This window comes from Streptomyces sp. JLBJ103 (assembly GCF_058215575.1).
Genome location: NZ_CM177089.1, coordinates 5,604,228 through 5,621,880, shown reverse-complemented (window position 1 = coordinate 5,621,880; position 17,653 = coordinate 5,604,228). Strand labels below are relative to the sequence as shown.

At 72.1% G+C, this 17,653-nt stretch carries 17 protein-coding genes and 1 pseudogene; 8 read left to right on the top strand and 10 right to left on the bottom strand.

Features of this window, described 5'->3' with window-relative positions; genetic code table 11:
* Positions 1–48: 48 nt before the first annotated feature.
* Complete coding sequence (locus AC4BEG_RS24875; protein ID WP_490701965.1) at positions 49–216, top strand: hypothetical protein; 168 nt, start codon at positions 49–51, stop codon at positions 214–216.
* Between the two features lie 243 nt (positions 217–459).
* On the opposite strand, the gene AC4BEG_RS24870 is transcribed toward AC4BEG_RS24875, so the two are convergent.
* The 4 genes and pseudogenes from AC4BEG_RS24870 to AC4BEG_RS24855 all read right to left on the bottom strand — a co-directional run.
* Positions 460–690, bottom strand: a complete 231-nt coding sequence (locus tag AC4BEG_RS24870) for a hypothetical protein (RefSeq protein ID WP_490701964.1) — start codon at positions 688–690, stop codon at positions 460–462.
* Positions 690–1,307: a hypothetical protein gene (locus AC4BEG_RS24865; protein WP_490701963.1), complete on the bottom strand. Its 618-nt coding sequence runs from the start codon at positions 1,305–1,307 to the stop codon at positions 690–692. Before AC4BEG_RS24865 ends, AC4BEG_RS24870 begins: the two co-directional genes overlap by 1 nt.
* Before the next feature lie 85 nt (positions 1,308–1,392).
* Complete coding sequence (locus AC4BEG_RS24860; protein ID WP_490701962.1) at positions 1,393–2,628, bottom strand: helix-turn-helix domain-containing protein; 1,236 nt, start codon at positions 2,626–2,628, stop codon at positions 1,393–1,395.
* 174 nt (positions 2,629–2,802) lie between these two features.
* A pseudogene (locus AC4BEG_RS24855) lies at positions 2,803–3,192 on the bottom strand (SDR family oxidoreductase); the annotation flags it as partial.
* A gap of 298 nt (positions 3,193–3,490) precedes the next feature.
* Here AC4BEG_RS24855 and murG point away from each other — a divergent pair.
* Positions 3,491–4,669 (top strand): undecaprenyldiphospho-muramoylpentapeptide beta-N-acetylglucosaminyltransferase, encoded by a 1,179-nt coding sequence (gene murG / locus AC4BEG_RS24850; RefSeq protein ID WP_490701961.1) that lies wholly within the window; start codon positions 3,491–3,493, stop codon positions 4,667–4,669.
* Positions 4,670–4,911: 242 nt separating this feature from the next.
* Here the strand turns inward: murG and AC4BEG_RS24845 are convergent, their stop codons facing one another.
* The 3 genes from AC4BEG_RS24845 to AC4BEG_RS24835 are packed head-to-tail and all read right to left on the bottom strand — an operon-like array spanning position 4,912 to position 7,860.
* The gene (locus AC4BEG_RS24845) at positions 4,912–5,892 is read right to left on the bottom strand and encodes a 3-oxoacyl-ACP reductase (protein WP_490701960.1); all 981 of its coding nucleotides are present in this window, start codon (positions 5,890–5,892) and stop codon (positions 4,912–4,914) included.
* A complete protein-coding gene (locus tag AC4BEG_RS24840) occupies positions 5,877–6,962 on the bottom strand; it encodes an alcohol dehydrogenase catalytic domain-containing protein (protein WP_490701959.1) in 1,086 nt (361 codons plus the stop codon). Before AC4BEG_RS24840 ends, AC4BEG_RS24845 begins: the two co-directional genes overlap by 16 nt.
* 25 nt (positions 6,963–6,987) lie before the next feature.
* Positions 6,988–7,860: a MaoC/PaaZ C-terminal domain-containing protein gene (locus tag AC4BEG_RS24835; RefSeq protein WP_490701958.1), complete on the bottom strand. Its 873-nt coding sequence runs from the start codon at positions 7,858–7,860 to the stop codon at positions 6,988–6,990.
* Positions 7,861–8,179: 319 nt separating this feature from the next.
* On the opposite strand from AC4BEG_RS24835, the gene AC4BEG_RS24830 reads away from it, so the two are divergent.
* Positions 8,180–9,427 (top strand): sensor histidine kinase, encoded by a 1,248-nt coding sequence (locus tag AC4BEG_RS24830; protein WP_490701957.1) that lies wholly within the window; start codon positions 8,180–8,182, stop codon positions 9,425–9,427.
* Complete coding sequence (locus tag AC4BEG_RS24825) at positions 9,424–10,029, top strand: response regulator (RefSeq protein WP_490701956.1); 606 nt, start codon at positions 9,424–9,426, stop codon at positions 10,027–10,029. Before AC4BEG_RS24830 ends, AC4BEG_RS24825 begins: the two co-directional genes overlap by 4 nt.
* A 27-nt stretch (positions 10,030–10,056) precedes the next feature.
* Here AC4BEG_RS24825 and AC4BEG_RS24820 read toward each other — a convergent pair whose 3' ends face one another.
* Positions 10,057–11,529, bottom strand: coding sequence for an MFS transporter (locus tag AC4BEG_RS24820; RefSeq protein WP_490701955.1), 1,473 nt, complete (start codon positions 11,527–11,529; stop codon positions 10,057–10,059).
* A gap of 161 nt (positions 11,530–11,690) precedes the next feature.
* Between AC4BEG_RS24820 and AC4BEG_RS24815 the strand changes: the two genes are divergently transcribed.
* The 4 genes from AC4BEG_RS24815 to AC4BEG_RS24800 all read left to right on the top strand — a co-directional run bounded on the left by AC4BEG_RS24815 (position 11,691) and on the right by AC4BEG_RS24800 (position 15,535).
* Entirely contained in the window at positions 11,691–12,374 is a 684-nt protein-coding gene (locus tag AC4BEG_RS24815) for a class I SAM-dependent methyltransferase (protein WP_490701954.1), read from the top strand.
* 47 nt (positions 12,375–12,421) lie between these two features.
* Positions 12,422–13,366: an N-acetylmuramoyl-L-alanine amidase gene (locus tag AC4BEG_RS24810; protein WP_490701953.1), complete on the top strand. Its 945-nt coding sequence runs from the start codon at positions 12,422–12,424 to the stop codon at positions 13,364–13,366.
* A 162-nt stretch (positions 13,367–13,528) separates the two neighbouring features.
* On the top strand, positions 13,529–14,380 hold the full coding sequence (locus AC4BEG_RS24805) for a hypothetical protein (protein WP_490701952.1): 852 nt from the start codon (positions 13,529–13,531) through the stop codon (positions 14,378–14,380).
* Positions 14,381–14,524: 144 nt separating this feature from the next.
* Positions 14,525–15,535 carry an LLM class F420-dependent oxidoreductase gene (locus AC4BEG_RS24800; RefSeq protein ID WP_490707177.1) on the top strand — a complete coding sequence of 337 codons (1,011 nt, stop codon included), beginning with the start codon at positions 14,525–14,527 and terminating at the stop codon, positions 15,533–15,535.
* Positions 15,536–15,730: 195 nt separating this feature from the next.
* Here AC4BEG_RS24800 and AC4BEG_RS24795 read toward each other — a convergent pair whose 3' ends face one another.
* Both AC4BEG_RS24795 and AC4BEG_RS24790 read right to left on the bottom strand, forming a co-directional pair.
* Positions 15,731–16,843 (bottom strand): prenyltransferase, encoded by a 1,113-nt coding sequence (locus AC4BEG_RS24795; RefSeq protein WP_490701951.1) that lies wholly within the window; start codon positions 16,841–16,843, stop codon positions 15,731–15,733.
* Positions 16,843–17,592, bottom strand: coding sequence for a class I SAM-dependent methyltransferase (locus tag AC4BEG_RS24790; protein WP_490701950.1), 750 nt, complete (start codon positions 17,590–17,592; stop codon positions 16,843–16,845). Before AC4BEG_RS24790 ends, AC4BEG_RS24795 begins: the two co-directional genes overlap by 1 nt.
* Positions 17,593–17,653: the final 61 nt, after the last annotated feature.

Here is a 17,653-nt window from a genome sequence, read left to right as displayed (position 1 = left end):
CGGCCTCCCTCGCACAGTACGGAGCGATTTGACGGGGTGACTACCCACATGTCCGAAACCCAGATCGACACGACCCAGGCGCGTCCGCGCGAGGCGGCCGCGACCCAGGCCGATGCCGCAGTTCAGGGCAGGCACCGGGGACAGCAGGCCACGTCGGAGGAGGCACAGGCGCCGGTCCACGGCCGCCACCGCCGCCCGGACGAAAGCGCCTCGTAACACCCGAGCGCACCCGGGTGCCGGACGGGCTGGAGATGTCCAGCCCGTCCGGTGCTCGAGGACCGGGCCGGGTCAGCCCGTCACCGTCACCGTCACCTGGTGGACCTCGCCTGTTGTAAAAGCCCGCGACCGGGGGGGGGCTATCGGGCCGGATCCCCGGCCACGCACAAGGCGACGACGGCACCCAGCAGCGACGCGGTAGCCGAAAGGACCAGACACGCGCGCAGGGCGCTCAGGGCCGCGCTACGCATCGGGTCCCGCCTCCCGGCACAGTGGACGGCAGACCCACAGCTCGACCTGCTCCCGAGTGTCACCCCCGTAGGTCATCTCGACGGTGCCGAGGAGTTGGTCCTCACGCAGCGCTGTGCCGCACAGGGCGCAGTTCCAGCCCTGGGGCTGGCCATATGTGAGCTTCCGCGGATCCACGGTGGCGAGCAGGACGGCCAGTTGGGCGGTGGACGGAGCGGCGGCCATCAGCTCCCGCCTCCCTGGCCGCGCACGGGGGTCAGCGGGATGCGGCTGTGTTCCGGGTAGTACGACGCGTGTTGCGGACAGACGTAAATCGTGCCGCCGCCGACACTCCCGCCGTGTTCCTCGCCGACGATGACCGGTTCGTCGGTGGGGAGTTGGCAGCGGTAGCACAGCTGTCGCCCCTCCGGGGCGCGTCCGGATTCGGCGCGGACGACCTCGGTCAGCGCGGCCCAGAGGGCCTCGGCGTCGGTCAGGCAGGGGCCGTGCGTCAGGGGGACGCGCCAGTGGGGACCGGGCCCCTCGGTCCAGGAGGCGGGCGGTACGCCGAGGTAGGTGCTCTCATCGGCCAGGGCGGTGAGTACGCGTACGTGGCGCAGGCGCCGGTCGCGGACGGAGCCGACCGCCACGAGCCAGTAGAGGGTGCCGTAGGTGTCCTGGATGACGGCGCCGGACGCCTCGCCGAGCGCCCCCAGGGCGCGGCCCGCGATGGTCGGTGCGACACGGACGGCGTCCCACCAGCGCCCCACGGGTAATGGCTCGACGTCCTCGGCGTTGGGTGGTGTCCACGGCAGGACGTGGGGATTCGCTGGCACATTGGCTCCCGGGTCGTCATCGGTCATCGGGCGATGACTGACCGTACGGGCGTGGTGTGCGACACACAGGTACGGTCCGTACCCCCTCGTCCAGGGGGCGAGTTCCTCCCCCTCACGCTGCGGCGGGCAGACCCATTTCCCGGTGCAGCCAACGGGCCTCACCCCGCGCCGTGGCCGGGCCCGTCTCGGCCAGTTCGGCGACGGCGGACCGGGCGAAGAGGTTGAACCGGGCAGTCTCCGGCGATACCTCGTGCGCCCTCTTCAGCAGATGCACCACGGCGACCGGCTCCTTCTGCATGCTGTAGGCCCGCGCCGATTCGATCAAGTGGAAACTGCGGCGGGTGGCCGACGGCATCGGTGCCACGTCCACGGACTCCGCCGACGCGACCGCGTCGCCACCCCGCACGAGATCGGCGTTCATGGTGATGGCGTACGCGTCCACCATCCCCCGCCCGAAGATCAGATACGGGTGTGTGTAGCCGCCGCCCAGACGCTTGGCGGTACCGTCGGCCTGATCCCAGAACCGCTCCGCGTCACCCTTACGCCCGACCTTCGCGTACGACAGCGCCGCCGCCAGCTGGAGGAGGCCACGCCGGGCGAGGTCTTCCGCGGTGTCCTCCCGCCGAACCAGGTCACATGCCTTCATCGCCAGGTCCACGCGGGCCTCGTGCTGCTCACCCGCATCCCGGAAGACGTGGTTCATGTACCAGGCCGCTACGGCGATGGCTCGCGGGCTGTCGGCGTCCTGGGCGGCGGTCATGGCGCGGTCGCCGGTCAGCATCACCAGTTCAGGTGCGGGCTGGAAGCTGAGGTACAGCTGCGTGAGGTGATACGTCTCGGCCAGCGCCACCAGTACGCGCCGCCGTTCCGCGCCCTCATGGGCACGCGCGGCGCGCTGCACGTCCGCCAGCAGCACCGGCAGTACGGCGGCGACGTTGGTCCGGTGCGCTCCGATCCCATGCCACAGCTGCCACGCCTGCCGGACGCGGGCGCGCAGGGAGTCGGCGGACTCCGGCTCCTCGTCGCTGCCACTGAACTGGTAGGTGGTCAGTGCGTCCTTGACGGCGGGAAGGGCGGGGTGGGCGGACTTGGTATAGGTGGTCGCGGTCAGGCGTTCGTCGCCCGTCAACTCGGCGAGATCGTGCACTCCGAGGACCTCGGCGAGCCGTATGAGCAGCGGCAGCCGCGGAATGCCGAGGCGTCCCTTCTCGATGGCCTTGACCCACTCGGCGCTGCGTCCCACGAGGCCCCCCACGACCGCACGCGTCTGGCCGTTTCGCTCGCGGACGCGCTGGACGTTGCTGCTGAAGGGGGCGTTGGATTCTGGAATGTCAGTGCGCTCGGGCATAGTTCGCTCCGTTCTGACTCGACACCAGAACGGTACCGCCGGTGCACCGCAGGCGGGCGGGGAACGGCCCCGCGTCACCTACGGGGCTGAAGTGCCCGTTGACATCCGGGGATGCCCCCGCCCGGCGCGAGGGCGAGGGCATGGGCGGCCCCAGAAGCCGGGGCCGCGGAAAACTCACGGCACGCGCGACTGACCCCGCTTGAGGCCGAGCACTTCCACCGCCCCGAAGTTCTCCCCTCCCCGCCCCGCGAAGTACGGCGTCAGCACATCGTCGAGTTCCTCGAAGCCGAAGGCGTCCTTCGCCGCGTCCAGTTTGGCCGCCACCTTGGGGCGTTCCAGGATCGCCACCATGCCGCCGTGGACCATGAACACCTGGCTGTTCACCTTCCCCGCCCGCGGCGAGGCCAGGTAGCCGACGAGGGGGGCGACATGCTCGGGGGCGAGGGGGTCGAGATGGCCCTCCTCGGGGAGTTCGAACCCCGCGAAGACATCCTCGGTCATCCGCGTCCGCGCGCGCGGGCAGATGGCGTTGGCCGTCACACCGTATTTGGCCAGGGCGTGGGCGAGGCGCGAGGCGTGGTGCAGCTGCTGCAACACGTGGTCGAGCAGCGCGGCGAACTGGCCGAAGTGGCGGCCGAGCCGGCGGGGAACTTGGCGCGCAGACTCTCCTCCGACTAAGCCCTACGCCAGAGTCTCGCTGGCGAGCAATCACCGCATGGAGTTGGTCGATTCGGCGGTGCGTGGAGGGGGCGCCGCGCACCCGCGGCGGTCCCGAGGCGGGGGCGCTGGAGCGCGTAGTCGCCGCGGGGGGCACGGCTCGAATCGTGCTCCAGGCGGCGGTCGGGCCAGTAGGGTACGCGGGGTGAATGTACCTGCTTCCCGTCTGCCAAGCACCTTCCGCCTCATCGTCACGGGGGGAGGTACCGGCGGCCACACCTACCCCGCGCTCACCGCAGTCCGGGCGTTGCAGGCCCGGCTGGCGGCCGACGGCCGCGTGCTCGATGTCCTCTGGATCGGCACGCCCGACGGTCTGGAGGCCCGCGTCGCCCCGGCCGAGGGCATCGCCTTCAAGACGGTCGCGACGGGCAAGATCCGCCGGTCTGCGAACCCGCTCAAGATGATCAGCCCGGCGAACATCAAGGACATGGCGCGGGTGCCGCTCGGTGTCGCCCAGGCCCGCAAGATCGTGTCCGACTTCCGGCCGGACGTCGTGCTGGCGACCGGCGGGTACGTTGCCGTCCCGGCCGGGCTGGCGGCGCGCATGTGCAAGCGTCCGCTGGTGCTGCACGAACAGACTGTGCGGCTCGGGCTGGCGAACCGGAAGCTCGCCGGCTCGGCATCGCGGATCGCCGTGTCGTCGGAGTCGACACTCCCGCTCCTCCCGGAGGCCGTACAGTCCGCGGCCGTCGTCACCGGGAACCCAGTACGGCCAGAGGTCCTCAGCGGGCACGCCGATAAGGCGGTCGCCGCTCTCGGGCTGAACGGCTTCGACCGGCGGCTCCCGACTCTCTACGTCACCGGCGGCGCCCAGGGCGCGCAGCAGATCAACAACGTCGTGCGGGACGCCCTCCCCTGGCTGCTGGAGCGCGCGAACATCATCCACCAGTGCGGGCCGTCGAACGTCGAGGCCCTGCGCGCGAGCGCGGCCGGGCTCCCGACGCAGCTCACCAGCCGGTACTACCTCACCGGGTTCGTCGGCCCGGAGCTCCCCGACGTCCTGGCGCTCGCCGACGTCGTGGTCTCGCGCAGCGGCGCCGGCACCCTCGCAGAGCTCACCGCCCTCGGCAAGCCCGCGATTTTCGTGCCGCTCGCGTCCTCGGCGGGGAATGAACAGGCGCACAACGCTAAGCACCTCGAGGACGCCGGCGCCGCCATCGCGCTCACCGGGGAGGTCACCGCGGACCGGCTGCAAAACGCCCTCGGGCCGCTCCTGACCGACCCGGCGCGGCGCGCGGGGATGGCGGAGGCGGCCCGGGCACACGGACGGCCGGACGCGGCGGACAGGCTCGTGGACGTGATCCTGTCCGCCGCGTCCAGCTGACGTACCTCGCGGTTTACGGGAGGCGTCGACCGATGTGCAGCGCCGTGCCTGCCTCGATCAGCACGGCGCAGTCGTGCGCCTCTTCGCCGTTTCCGATCCCCGAAAGGGTGTCGACGACATGGCTCCTCGCCGCCCCGAGACCTCCGGGGCTGAAGTGCCCGTTGACCTCTGGGGGGACGCCCCCGCCCGGCGCGAGGGCGAGGGCGAGGGGCGCGGCCCCGAAAGCTGGGGCCGCGGAAAACTCACGGCACGCGCGACTGACCCCGCTTGAGGCCGAGCACTTCCACCGCCCCGAAGTTCTCCCCTCCCCGCCCCGCGAAGTACGGCGTCAGCACATCGTCGAGTTCCTCGAAGCCGAAGGCGTCCTTCGTCGCGTCCAGTTTGGCCGCGATCTTCGGCCGGTCCAGGATCGCCACCATGCCGCCATGGACCACGAACACCTGGCCGTTCACCTTCCCCGCCCGCGGCGAGGCCAGGTAGCCGACGAGGGGGGCGACATGCTCGGGGGCGAGGGGGTCGAGATGGCCCTCCTCGGGGAGTTCGAACCCCGCGAAGACATCCTCGGTCATCCGCGTCCGCGCGCGCGGGCAGATGGCGTTGGCCGTCACACCGTATTTGGCCAGGGCGCCCGCCGTGGAGGTGGTGAGGCCGACGATGCCGCCTTTGGCGGCGGCGTAGTTGGGCTGGCCCGGGGATCCGGCGAGGAACGCCTCGGAGGAGGTGTTGACGATACGGCCGTGGACCGGGCCGCCGCGGGTGGCCTTGGAGCGTTCGCGCCAGTGGGCGGCGGCGAAGCGGATGGTGTTGAAGTGGCCCTTGAGGTGGACGCGGATGACCGAGTCCCACTCCTCCTCGGACATGGAGAAGATCATCCGGTCCCGGAGGATGCCCGCGTTGTTGACCAGGATGTCCAGCGCGCCGTAGGTGTCCACGGCGAGCTGGACCAGTTCCCGGGCCTCGTCGAAGTCGGCCACATCCCCTGCGTGGGCGGTGGCGAGGCCGCCGGAGGAGCGGATCTCCTCGGCGACCTGCTCGGCCGGTCCGGCGGACGCCTCGCCCGAGCCGTCGCGGCCGCCCTGGCCGAAGTCGTTCACCACGACACTGGCCCCCAGAGCGGCCAGCTCAAGCGCTTCGGCGCGGCCGAGGCCGCGTCCGGCGCCGGTGACGATCGCGGTCTTCCCGGCCAGCGGCCGGTCCCCGGACGTTCTCAGATCTCGATGCATGTGCGCAGCGCCTCCCCGGTCCGCATCTGGTCGAGCGCGTCGTTGATCTCGGTCAGCCGCACCCGGTGAGTGATCAGCCCTTCGAGGTCGATCCGGCCCGCCCGCCACAGCGCGATGGTGCGCTCGTAGGAACGCAGCACATCACCGCCGCCGTAGAGGGAGGGCAGAATCCGCTTCTCGTCGAAGAACAGCTCGAACATGTTGAGGCCCAGCAGGTCGTCGGCGGCACCCGCGCCGACGACACACAGGGTGCCGCCGCGCCGGGTGGTCTCGTAGGCGGTACGGGCGGTGGTGGAGCGGCCGACCACCTCGAAGACGTAGTCGAAACCCTCGCCCGCGGTGACGCTGTTCTTCGCGTCGGCGAGGCCGTCCGGGGCGACCGCCTCGGAGGCGCCGAACCGCAGGGCCGCCTCGCGGCGCGAGGCGACCGGGTCGACGGCGACGATCTGGGCGGCGCCCGCCGCCCTGGCCCCCTGGATCACGCTGATACCGACGCCGCCGCAGCCGATGACGGCGACCGACGCACCGGCCTCCACCCGTGCGGTGGTGAACACCGCGCCGAGCCCGGTGGTGACCCCGCAGCCGATGAGGGCCGCGATGTCGTACGGCACATCGTCGGGGATGGGTACGGCGCAGGGCGCGGGCAGAATGACCTCCTCGGCGAAGGTGCCGGTGCCCGCGAAGCCGAAGACCTCCGCCGGACTGCCGTTCGGGCGGCGGTAGTTGGGGGTTCCGGCGTTCATGAATCCGGCCAGGCACAGATGCGGCTGGCCACGGCGGCAGGACGGACAGTCGCCGCAGGCGGGCAGCCAGCACACCAGCACCCGGTCGCCCGCGCTCAGCCCGGTCACCCCCTCGCCGACCTCAAGGATCTCGCCCGCGCCCTCGTGTCCGGGGACGAACGGCGCGGGCTGCGGCAGGACGCCGCTCATCGCGGAAAGGTCGGAGTGGCACAGTCCGGTGGCCCTGACGCGCAGCCGGACCGTGCCGGGGCCGAAGCCCACGGGTTCGATGTCGTCGAGGACTTCCAGCTTGTCCTGCCCCGTCTCGTGCAGTACGGCCGCGCGCACGGCGCCTCCTCCTGGGTCACATGGGTCACACGTGCTCGACGGTGGTGTCGGTGAGGACGGGCGCGCCGTCCCGTTCGAGGGCGGTGGCCGTCACATGGATACGGCCCGGACCGGTGGTGTCCCCGCCGTCCCGCCACATCCGGACGCACAGGGTCTCGCCGGGGAAGACCACCCCGGCGAAGCGGGTGGTGTACGCGCGGACCCGGGACACATCGCCGTCCAGCGCCGTGTCCACGACGGTCTTCAGCACCATCCCGTACGAGCACAGCCCGTGCAGGATGGGCCGGTCGAACCCGGCACCCTTGGCGAAGTCGGGATCGGCGTGCAGCGGGTTCCAGTCGCCGGACAGCCGGTACAGCAGCGCCTGGTCCTCGCGGATGGCCCGCTCCACGGTGTGGTCGGGTTCGCGGGCCGGGGGTTCCACCCGCTCGGAGGGGCCGCGCTCACCGCCGAAGCCGCCCTCGCCGCGGACGTAGATCCGGGTGTCGCAGGTCCACAACGGTCCGTCGGCGTCGGTGGCGTCGGTCCGCAGCACGATCACCGCGGCCTTGCCCTTGTCGTACACCGCGGCCACCTTCGACTTCTGGGTGGCCTTGCCGTCGACCGGGATGGGCCGGTGCAGTTCGACGGACTGGCCGCCGTGCAGTACGGCGGCGAGGTCGACGTCGATCCCGGGTGCGCTCATCCCGCCCGCGAGGGCCATTCCGCCGCCCGCCACGGTGGCGAAGCTGGGGAGGACATGCAGTCGGCTCTCCAGGGTGTAGCGGAGTTCACCGGGGTCGGTGGCCGGGGTTCCGGCCCCGATACCGAGGTGGTAGAGCTGAATGTCCTTGTGGCCCCAGGTGAGAGCCGCGGTCCGGGGTTCGGCCGAAACGGCCTTGGCGACATCGATGGGCATAGGGCGACAGCACTCCTCGGTTCCTGGGCCACGGCGACACGGTGTGAAGACCCCGGCCCGCCCGTCCGCACCGTCGGCCGCGCCGGGGTCGCATCTGGTCGGCAGGTCCGCGTCCACACGCATGTTCCGGCCGCCGCACGTCGGGCCGCGGGGAACGAGAACGAGAACGCGTTCTAGCCGATGGGCCATGTATAGCCCAATCCCCGGACACTGGGAAGAGTGCTGACACATCGTCAGCTCTGCTCGGGACATATGTCACGGCCCTGCCCTCACATTTGCATCTGCCCAGGTCACGGGCGGCTTGCATACAGTGCGAACCATGGACACCACGACCGCCGAGATCGAGCGGCTCAAACCCCCCAGCCGCTACGCCTTCCTGCCCTGGCTCTTCATGCTCAGCGGGAATGTGGCTCCCCTCGTCCGGGGCGAGACCCCCCTGCCCTGGCTCGGCGGCCTCGGCCTGGTGGCGTTCGTCGCGCTCTACGCCACCGCCGTCCTCACCGGCCTGGACGAACGGCGCCGCCACACCTGGGTGCCGCGGGCCGCGCTCGCCGGGCTGGCCGTGGTCACCTACGCGCTGGCCGCCGGCTACGCCAAGGACTGGCTGTTGTGCTTCCCGCTGCTGTCGCTGGCCGCCGGCATCGTGCTCCGGCGGCGGCAGATGGGGCCGTTCATCCTGTTCTTCGCCGGGTCGGCGGGGGTCATCTCGGGGTTGCGCGGCGGGGCCTCGGACACGCTGACGGTGGCGTACGGGACCGTGCTGTCCGGGCTGGTGACCGCCGCCATCCTGTCGCTGTTCGAGGCGGTGGCCCAACTCCGCGCCACCCGCCAGGAGCTGGCCCGGACGGCGGTGGAGAAGGAGCGGCTGCGCTTCTCCCGCGATCTGCACGATCTGCTCGGCCACACCATGTCGGTGGTGGTGGTCAAGGCCGAGGCGGTACGCCGGCTCGCCCCGCACAACCTGGAGGCGGCGCTCGGCCAGGCCGCGGACATCGAGGCGGTCGGACGGCAGGCGCTCACCGAGATCCGGGAGGCCGTCACCGGCTATCGGGACGGCAGTGTGGCCACCGAACTGGAGCGGGCCGCCTCGCTGCTGGACGCCTCCGGTATCGAGGCCGACGTACGCCGGTCCGGACCGCCGCTGTCCCCGCAGACCGAAGCGCTGCTGGGGTGGGTGGTCCGCGAGGGGGTCACCAATGTGGTGCGGCACAGCGGGGCGCGGCGGTGCGCGATCGAGATCCGTGGCGGCACCGACCGGGTACGGCTGGAGATCACCGACGACGGATCCGGCGTAGGCTCCCCTGGCGCGGTGACGCACACCGCGCGCGGGACCGGCGCGGTCGGCGGCACCGGCCTGAAGGGGCTGGCCGAGCGGCTGTCCGCGGCGGGCGGGTCGCTGACGGCCGGACCCGACGGCCGCCGGGGCTTCCGGCTGGTCGCCGAACTGCCGGTGGACGAAGCGGCGGACGAAGCGGTGCGCGAGCCGGGGGACGGACCGGTTAACGCACGCTCAGGAGATACGGAGGACCAGATGAACGGCACGGCCGAGGGAGCCCGGACGGCGTGATCAAACTGCTGCTCGCCGAGGACCAGGGAATGATGCGGGGCGCCCTGGCCCTGCTGCTCGGGCTCGAGGCGGACTTCGAGATCGTCGCGCAGGTCGGCGACGGCGACGAGATCGTGCCCCGGGCGCTGGAGACCCGGCCCGATGTGGCACTGCTGGACATCGAACTCCCCGGCCGCAGCGGTCTGGACGCCGCCGCGGCGCTGCGCGAGGCGCTTCCGGACTGCCGGGTGCTGATCCTCACCACCTTCGGCCGCCCCGGCTATCTGCGCCGCGCGATGGAGGCGGGGGCGGCCGGATTCCTGGTCAAGGACGGGCCGGTGGAGGAACTTGCGGTGGCGGTGCGCCGAGTGCTGGCCGGCGAGCGCGTCATCGACCCGGGGCTGGCCGCCGCCGCGCTGAGCGCCGGGCCCAATCCGCTCACCCAGCGCGAACGCGATGTGCTGACGGCGGCGGTGGACGGTGCGACGGTGGCCGACATCGCGGCCAAGGTGCATCTGTCCCCGGCCACTGTGCGCAACTACCTCTCCTCCGCCATCGGCAAGACCCAGACCCGCAACCGGATGGAGGCGGTACGGGCGGCCCGCCAGAACGGCTGGCTGTAGCGGCCGGGTTGGGCATGGGCACCCGGGCTACGCCGTACGGTCCGCGCCGGTAGCCGCGGAGGCGCGGGGCAGTGCCACGGCCATCAGCAGCACCGCCGCCACGATGATCCCGGTGGCCACGGTGAACACCTGGGCGTAGCCCGTCGCGAGCGCCTGCTCCGCCGTGTCCCCGTCGCCGCGCGCGGACGAGATGCGCTCGGCCGCGATCGTCGCCAGCACCGTCAGACCGAGTGCGCCGCCGATCTGCCGGGAGGTGTTGACCAGGCCCGACACCAATCCGGCCTCGGACTGCGCCGCGCCGGAGGTGGCCGCCGCGGCCAGCGGGGTCATCAGCAGACCGGCCCCCAGCGACATCGCCACCCCCGAGCCGAGGACCGCGCTCAGGAAGGTGCCGTCGGCGTCCATCCGGCTCTGCCAGGCGTAGCCGACGGCGGCCAGCGAACCACCCGCCAGCGCGAGTGCCTTCCCGTCGAACCGCGCCATCAGCCGGGGCGCCAGCTTCGATCCGAGGACGATCGACAGGCTGTGCGGAAGGAAGGCGAGCCCGGCCTCGACCGGGCTGTAGTGCAGCACGTTCTGCAAGTAGAGCGACATGAAGTACCACATGGCGAACATCGCGCCGCCGCACACCAGCATCACCGCGTTCGCCGCCGACACCGCCCGGATGCGGAAGAGCCGAAGTGGCATCAGCGGCGCCTTCGTACGGGCCTCCACGGCCAGGAAGACACCGAGCACCGCCAGTCCGCCGAGCAGCGGGACCAGGGAGGCGCCGGTGGCCCAGCCGTGCGACTCGGTCTGGACGATGCCGTACGCGAGTGCCGACAGGCCCGCCGTGGCCAGCACCGCCCCCGGCACATCGAGGCGGCGCACGGCGCCGGTCCGGCTCTCGGTCAGCCACAGCGTGGCGGCCACCAGGACCAGGGCGCCCACCGGCACATTGACCAGCAGCACCCAGCGCCAGGACAGATACTCGGTGAGCAGTCCGCCGACGAGCGCGCCCGCCGCTCCCCCGCCCGCGCCGACCGCGGTCCAGGTGCCGATGGCCCGGGTGCGGGCCGCGCCGTGCGGAAAGGTGGTGGTGAGGATGGTGAGGGTGGCCGGTGAGAGCACCGCGGCGCCCACTCCCTGTACGGCGCGGGCCGCGATCAGCTGCCACGGCTCCTGTGCGAGACCGCCCGCCAGGCTGGCGGCGGTGAACAGCCCCAGCCCGACGAGGAAGACGCGCTTGCGTCCGAAGAGGTCCGCCGCACGCCCGCCGAGCAGCAGGAAGCCCGCGAAGGTGAGCACATAGGCGTTGACCACCCACTGGAGACCGGTCTCGCCGAGCCCCAGGTCCGAACGCATCGACGGCAGCGCGACATTGACCACGGAGACGTCGAGGACCACGAGGAACTGTCCGGAGCAGGCCGCCAGCAGCACCGCCCAGAGCGGTGGCCCGCCGGGCGGGGCGGTGGTGTGCGCGGTGGTGGACGAGGTCGGGTAAGGAGTACGGGCGGCCATGCACCTGATGCTCGCAGTCCCTCCCTGCCCCCCGCATCGGCATTTCGGCGCATCCGGGCCCCGGAAGTCCTAGGACCAGCGGCCCAGGTGTCACGAGTGCCCCAACGCGTTCTCCGGCCCCCTCCTGCCCGCCCGCCGGAGCCGTACGGGAGGATGGCCGGGTGACTCAGCCCGCCGCCGCCCCGGCCCCCGACAGCACCGTCCTCGCCGCGTTCGAGGCGGCCAAGGGCTTCATGCCCGTCGACGAGGGGCTCGCCCTGTATGCCGCCGCCCACGTGGCGGCCACCGCGTTCCGGCTGCCGCTCGTCGAGGTCGGCACCTACTGCGGGCGCTCCACCCTCCTACTGGCCGACGCCGCCCGCGCGGCGGGCACGATCGCGGTCACCGTCGACCACCACCGCGGCTCCGAGGAGCAGCAGCCCGGCTGGGAGTACCACGACCCGGAGGTCGTCGACCCCGAGGTCGGCCGGATGGACACTCTGCCCACCTTCCGCCGCACTCTGCACGCCGCGGGTCTGGAGGACCACGTCATCGCCATGGTCGGCCGCTCACCGAAGGTGGCGGCGGTCTGGGGATCGCAGGTGGCACTGGTGTTCATCGACGGCGGCCACACCGATGAGCACGCCACCGCCGACTACGAGGGCTGGACGCCCCATATCGCACCCGGCGGTCTCCTCGTGGTGCACGACGTCTTCCCCGACCCGGCCGACGGCGGCCAGGCGCCGTACCGGATCTACCGCCGCGCGCTGGAGTCCGGCGCCTTCACCGAGGTCTCCGCGACCCGCTCGCTGCGGGTGCTGCGCCGCACCGCCGGGCCGCTGGACGGCGACGGCCCCGGCGCGTAATCCGCGACGTCCCCGGCGCGTCATCCGGCCCGGTTACCATCGCCTGCGTGTCCTACGGCAGCTTTCCTCCCGCACCCGGCGGCCGTCGCGGCGGCACCCTCGCCGTCGTCCTGGCCGCGCTGATCCCCACGTGCTTCGCGGGCTGGCTGCTGTGGAGCTCCGCGGGCGGCTCGGAGGACGACGGCAAGGGCGCGGGCGGCTCCGGTCTGCCCACGGCCTCGTCCACCTCGTCCCCGCCTCCGTGGTCCGCCGCGCCATCGTCCGGCTCGGCCTCCTCCGGTGTGCGTTCCTCCGGTGCGCCTTCCTCGGCCGCGCCGGACGCGCTCAAGGGCAAGGTCGTGGTGATCGACCCGGGTCACAACCCGAACAATCGCGATCACTCTGCTCAGATCGCCCGCCGGGTGGACATCGGCACCAGTAAAAAGGAATGCGACACCACCGGGACGGCGACCAACTCCGGCTACGCCGAGGCGTCTTTCACCCTCGATGTGGCACGCCGCGCCCGCGCCCTGCTCGAAGCCCACGGCGCCACGGTGAAGTTCACCCAGAACGGCAAGACGGAGTTCGGGCCGTGCGTCGACGAGCGCGCCGAGATCGGCAACAAGTCCCACGCGGACGCCGTCGTCTCCGTCCACGCCGACGGCGCGGGCCCCGGGGAGCGCGGCTTCCACATCATCCTGCCCAAGAGGGTGCACGGCGGCGGCGCCGACACCTCGGCCATCACCAAGCCCTCCCGCCGTCTTGGGGAGCGGCTGCTCGACTCGTTCACCGAGGAAACCGGCAGCGAACCGGCCGACTACGTCGGAGACGGGAGTGGGTTGAACGTTCGGGGAGATCTCGGCGGCCTCAACCTCTCCACCGTTCCCAAGGTGTTCATCGAATGCGGCAACATGCGTGACGCGAAGGACGCGGCGCAGCTCACCGACGCACGCTGGCGGGAACGGGCCGCGCGCGGTATCGCACAGGGCATTACGGACTTCTTGAACGGGTAGCGTCTCCGCATCCGAACGGGAGGTCACGACCGGGAAACCGATGGGGCACCCCTGCCATCGGCGCGAAGATTCACCCGTACGATGGGGCGCACCCCCGACGCCTTCAGCGCCACGCGCATGGCGGCAGCGCTACTACCAACGAAACCGACAAAGGACCTCACGTTGAACATCCGCTCGCTCACTCGAGGCGACGGCGTGGTGATCGGAGCAGCGGTGTTGCTCTTCATCGCCTCCTTCCTCGACTTCTACTCCGCGGACAACTGCGGCGATTACTGTGACAAGTACGACATGCCGAACGCGTGGGACCTGGACCAGGTCCGGATCGTCCTTCCGGCGGTGTTCCTGCTGGGTCTGATCGGCGCGGGGCTGGTCGTCGCCGGGCGGTTCCAGCCCGAGACCCGTAAGATCGGCGGGCTCACCGTCAGCCAGTGGGGCGCGGGCTTCGTCATCGCGTCGGCGTGGAACTCGCTCTGGTCCATCGTCGCCACCCCGGACGGCGGCAGCGCGGGCGTCGGCGCGATCCTCGCACTGCTGGGCTCCCTTGCCATGGCGGGCGCGGTCATCGCGACCCCGCGCGTCCCGGCCCTGTCCGCACCGCTGATGGCCAGCGGCCCGGCGGCTCCGTCCCCGTACGGCCACCAGGCTCCGCAGCCCGGCTACGGCTACCCGGGCCCGGGTGCCCAGCCCGGCGCCCCGGCGCCGTTCGGCGCTCAGCCCGGCCAGCCGCAGCCCGGTCAGCCGCAGGCCGGTGGTCAGCCCTTCGGCGCCCAGCCCGGCCAGCCCGGTCCGGCGGCTCAGGCCCCGGCCCCCGGCGGCGACTTCTCGCCGTTCTGGTTCGCCGTGCCGGTGGCCCGTCCGCTGTACGCCGAGGACGGTTCGTCGAACACCATCGCCGAACTGGCCCCCGGCACCTGGTACCTCGCCGTCGAGCAGCGCGGGCAGGCGCTGGTCGCCCAGACCCAGGACGGCCGTCGCGGCGTCCTCCAGGACACCACGGGGATCCAGCGCGGCTGATCTCCACGTCGTACGGTCAACGGCCCCCTGCCCGCCACGGGCAGGGGGCCGTTGCCATTCGCACACCCGGCCCGTACAGTCCGGCGCACCGGAGGACGTTCCGGCTGATGTTTCCGTCAACTAACTTGACACGAAGGGGACATGATGCGGCTCGGCCTGGCGCTCGGCTACTGGGGCCGTGGTCCCGACCCTCGCCATCTGGAACTGGCCCGGGAGGCCGAGCGGTTGGGGTACCACTCGGTGTGGACGGCCGAGTCCTGGGGCTCGGACGCCTTCACCCCGCTGACTTGGATCGCCGCGCACACCAGCCGGATCCGGCTGGGCACGGCGGTGGCGCAGATGGCCGCCCGCACCCCGACCGCCACCGCGATGCAGGCGCTCACCCTGGACCATCTCTCCGGCGGGCGGATGATGCTCGGCCTCGGGCTGTCCGGACCGCAGGTGGTGGAGGGCTGGTACGGACGGCCGTTCCCCTCCAGCCCGTTGACCGCCACCCGGGAGTACGTCGATGTCATCCGGCAGGTGCTGCGCCGGGAGGCCCCGGTGCGGCTGGAGGGACGCCACCATCCGCTGCCGTACACCGGTCCGGACGCCACCGGGATGGGCAAGCCGCTCAAGCCGATCGTCCATCCGCTCCGCCCCGACCTCCCCGTACTGCTGGGCGCGGAGGGGCCCAAGAACATCGCGCAGACCGCGCGGATCGCCGACGGCTGGCTGCCGCTGTACTGGTCGCCGCTGCGCACGGAGCTGTACACGGCCGCGCTCGCCGAGGCGCGGGAGGGCTTCATGGTGGCGGCGATGGCACAGGTGCGCGTCTGCGAAAACATCGCCGAGGGGCTGAAACCGGTCAAGGCGATGCTCGGCTTCTACATCGGCGGGATGGGCCACGCCGCCCGTAACTTCCACGCCGATCTGATGGCGCGGCTCGGTTACGGGGACGAGGCGCGGCGGGTCCAGGAGCTGTTTCTTGCGGGCCGCCGCGCGGAGGCGATCGACGCGGTGCCGGACGCGTTCGCCGATGAGATCTCGCTCGTCGGCCCGAAGGAACGGATCGCGGAGCGGCTGGAGTTGTGGCGCGCGGGCCCGGTCACGGATCTGCTGGCGCTCTCACCGGACGAGGAGACGCTGCGAGTGCTGGCCGAGCTCAACGGCTGAACCCCGCCCCGGCCCGGCTGCGCGCGGGCTGCCTCGAACGGCCCCCGGCCGCACGCATCCGCCACGGCTGACAGCCGAGACCCGTCCGGCGGGCGACCGACGCGACGCGGCCGGAGTTCCCCTGACGAACCCCGGCCCGCGTCGCGCCGCCCCGCCACCGGAGCAGCCCGCCCCCGCCTCAGCGGCAGCGAACCCTCAGCGGCAGCAGTCCGAGTCCAGCCCTCTGGGCAGGGACGATCCGTCGAACACGGCCGTGGTCGCCTCGTCTCCGCCCAGCGCCGCCACGGCCAGCACCAGTGACCCGGCGGTCCAGGTGGTGCGCTCCTCCGGCCAGATGGCGTCGTCCTCGAAGACATAGCCGGTCCAGTACATCCCGTCCTCGGCGCGCAGCCGGGGCTGGATCCACCGGAGGATGTCCACCGCGCGGTCGGACTCGCCCATCGCCCAGAGCGCGAGCGCGAGTTCACAGCTCTCGCCGCCGGTGATCCACGGGTTGGGGTGCACACAACGCACGCCCAGGCCCGGCACCACGAAGCGGTCCCAGTCGGCCTCGATGCGCTCCTTGGCGGCGGTGCCGGTGAGGGCGCCGCCGAGGACGGGGTAGTACCAGTCCATCGAATAGCGGTTCTTGTCCAGGAACCGTTCGGGGTGGTGGCGTATGGCGTGGCCCAGCATTCCGGCCGACAGCTCCCAGTCGGGCTGGGGCTCCTCACGGTGCTCGGCGATGGCCAGGGCGCAGCGCAGGGCCTGGTAGATGGAGGAGGAGCCGGTCAGCAGGGCATCGGTGTCCGCGCTGCCGTCCTCGTTCCGGCGCCAGCCGATCTGGCCGCCGCTCTGCTGGAGGCCGAGGACGAACTCGACGGCGGCCACGACGGTGGGCCACATCCGCTCCAGGAACACATCGTCGCCGGTGGCCAGGTAGTGGTGCCAGACACCGACGGCCACATAGGCGCAGAAGTTGGTCTCCCGGCCGCGGTCGGTGGGCGCGGTGGCGGCCACGCCGTCGGGGGTGTCGGGGTAGGCCGCGTACCAGGAGCCATCGGTGTTCTGGTGGTCGGCGAGCCAGCGGTAGGCGGCCTCGGCGCGCTCGTGCTCGCCCGCCACGTCCAGCGCCATCGCGGCCTCGACGTGGTCCCAGGGGTCGAGGTGGTGGCCGCGGAACCACGGTATGGCGCCGTCGGCGCGCTGCACGTCGGCGATGGCGCGGACCGTGCGCAGGGTCTCCTCGGCGGTCAGGACCCCGGGCAGCGCGAGCCGTTCGGTCCGGGGGCCGGGGCGCGGGCCGCCGGGACGGGGGCCGTACGCCATCACGCCCCCTCGAGCGGGGCGCCGGTGTCGCCCGGGGTGTGCGGCTTGGTCGCGTACGCCACGAAGCTCTTGCCGATCAGCGGGTTCAGCGCGCGCTCGGCGACCCGGGTGGCCCGTGGTTTCTTCATGATGTCCCAGACCAGCAGCTTGTGGTACGCCCGCACCGGCAGCGCCTTGTCGTTGTCCACGCCGAAGGCGCACTTGAGCCACCAGTAGGGGCTGTGCAGCCCGTGGGCGTGGTGGGTGCCGTACGGCCGCAGCCCGGCCTCGCGCATCCGCTCCAGGAGTTCATCGGCGCGGTAGATGCGGATATGGCCGCCCTCGACCTCGTGGTACGCGTCCGACAGCGCCCAGCACACCTTCTCCGGGCCGTAGCGCGGGACGGTGACGGCGATCCGGCCGCCGGGCCGCAGCACCCGCACCATCTCGGCGAGCACACCCTTGTCGTCCGGGATGTGCTCCATCACCTCGGAGATGATGACCACGTCGAAGCTGTCGTCGGGGAAGGGCAGGGCGAGCGCGTCGCCCTCCATGGCGGTCGCGGTGGCGCCGGCCGGGGCCTCTCCGGCCTCCTTCATGGCGGCGAACCACTTGGCGACCTCGCGTATCTCATCGCCGTTGCGGTCCAGCGCGACAACCCGCGCACCGCGCCGGTAGCACTCGAAGGCATGCCGTCCTGCGCCACAGCCCAGGTCGAGGACACGATCGCCGGGGGCGAGCGGGAAGCGGGAGAAATCGACGGTCAGCACGGGGGTCTGCTTTCGTCCGGCGGGTTCAACGGGCTTGACGGTTTCACGGCTTGGAGTCGGC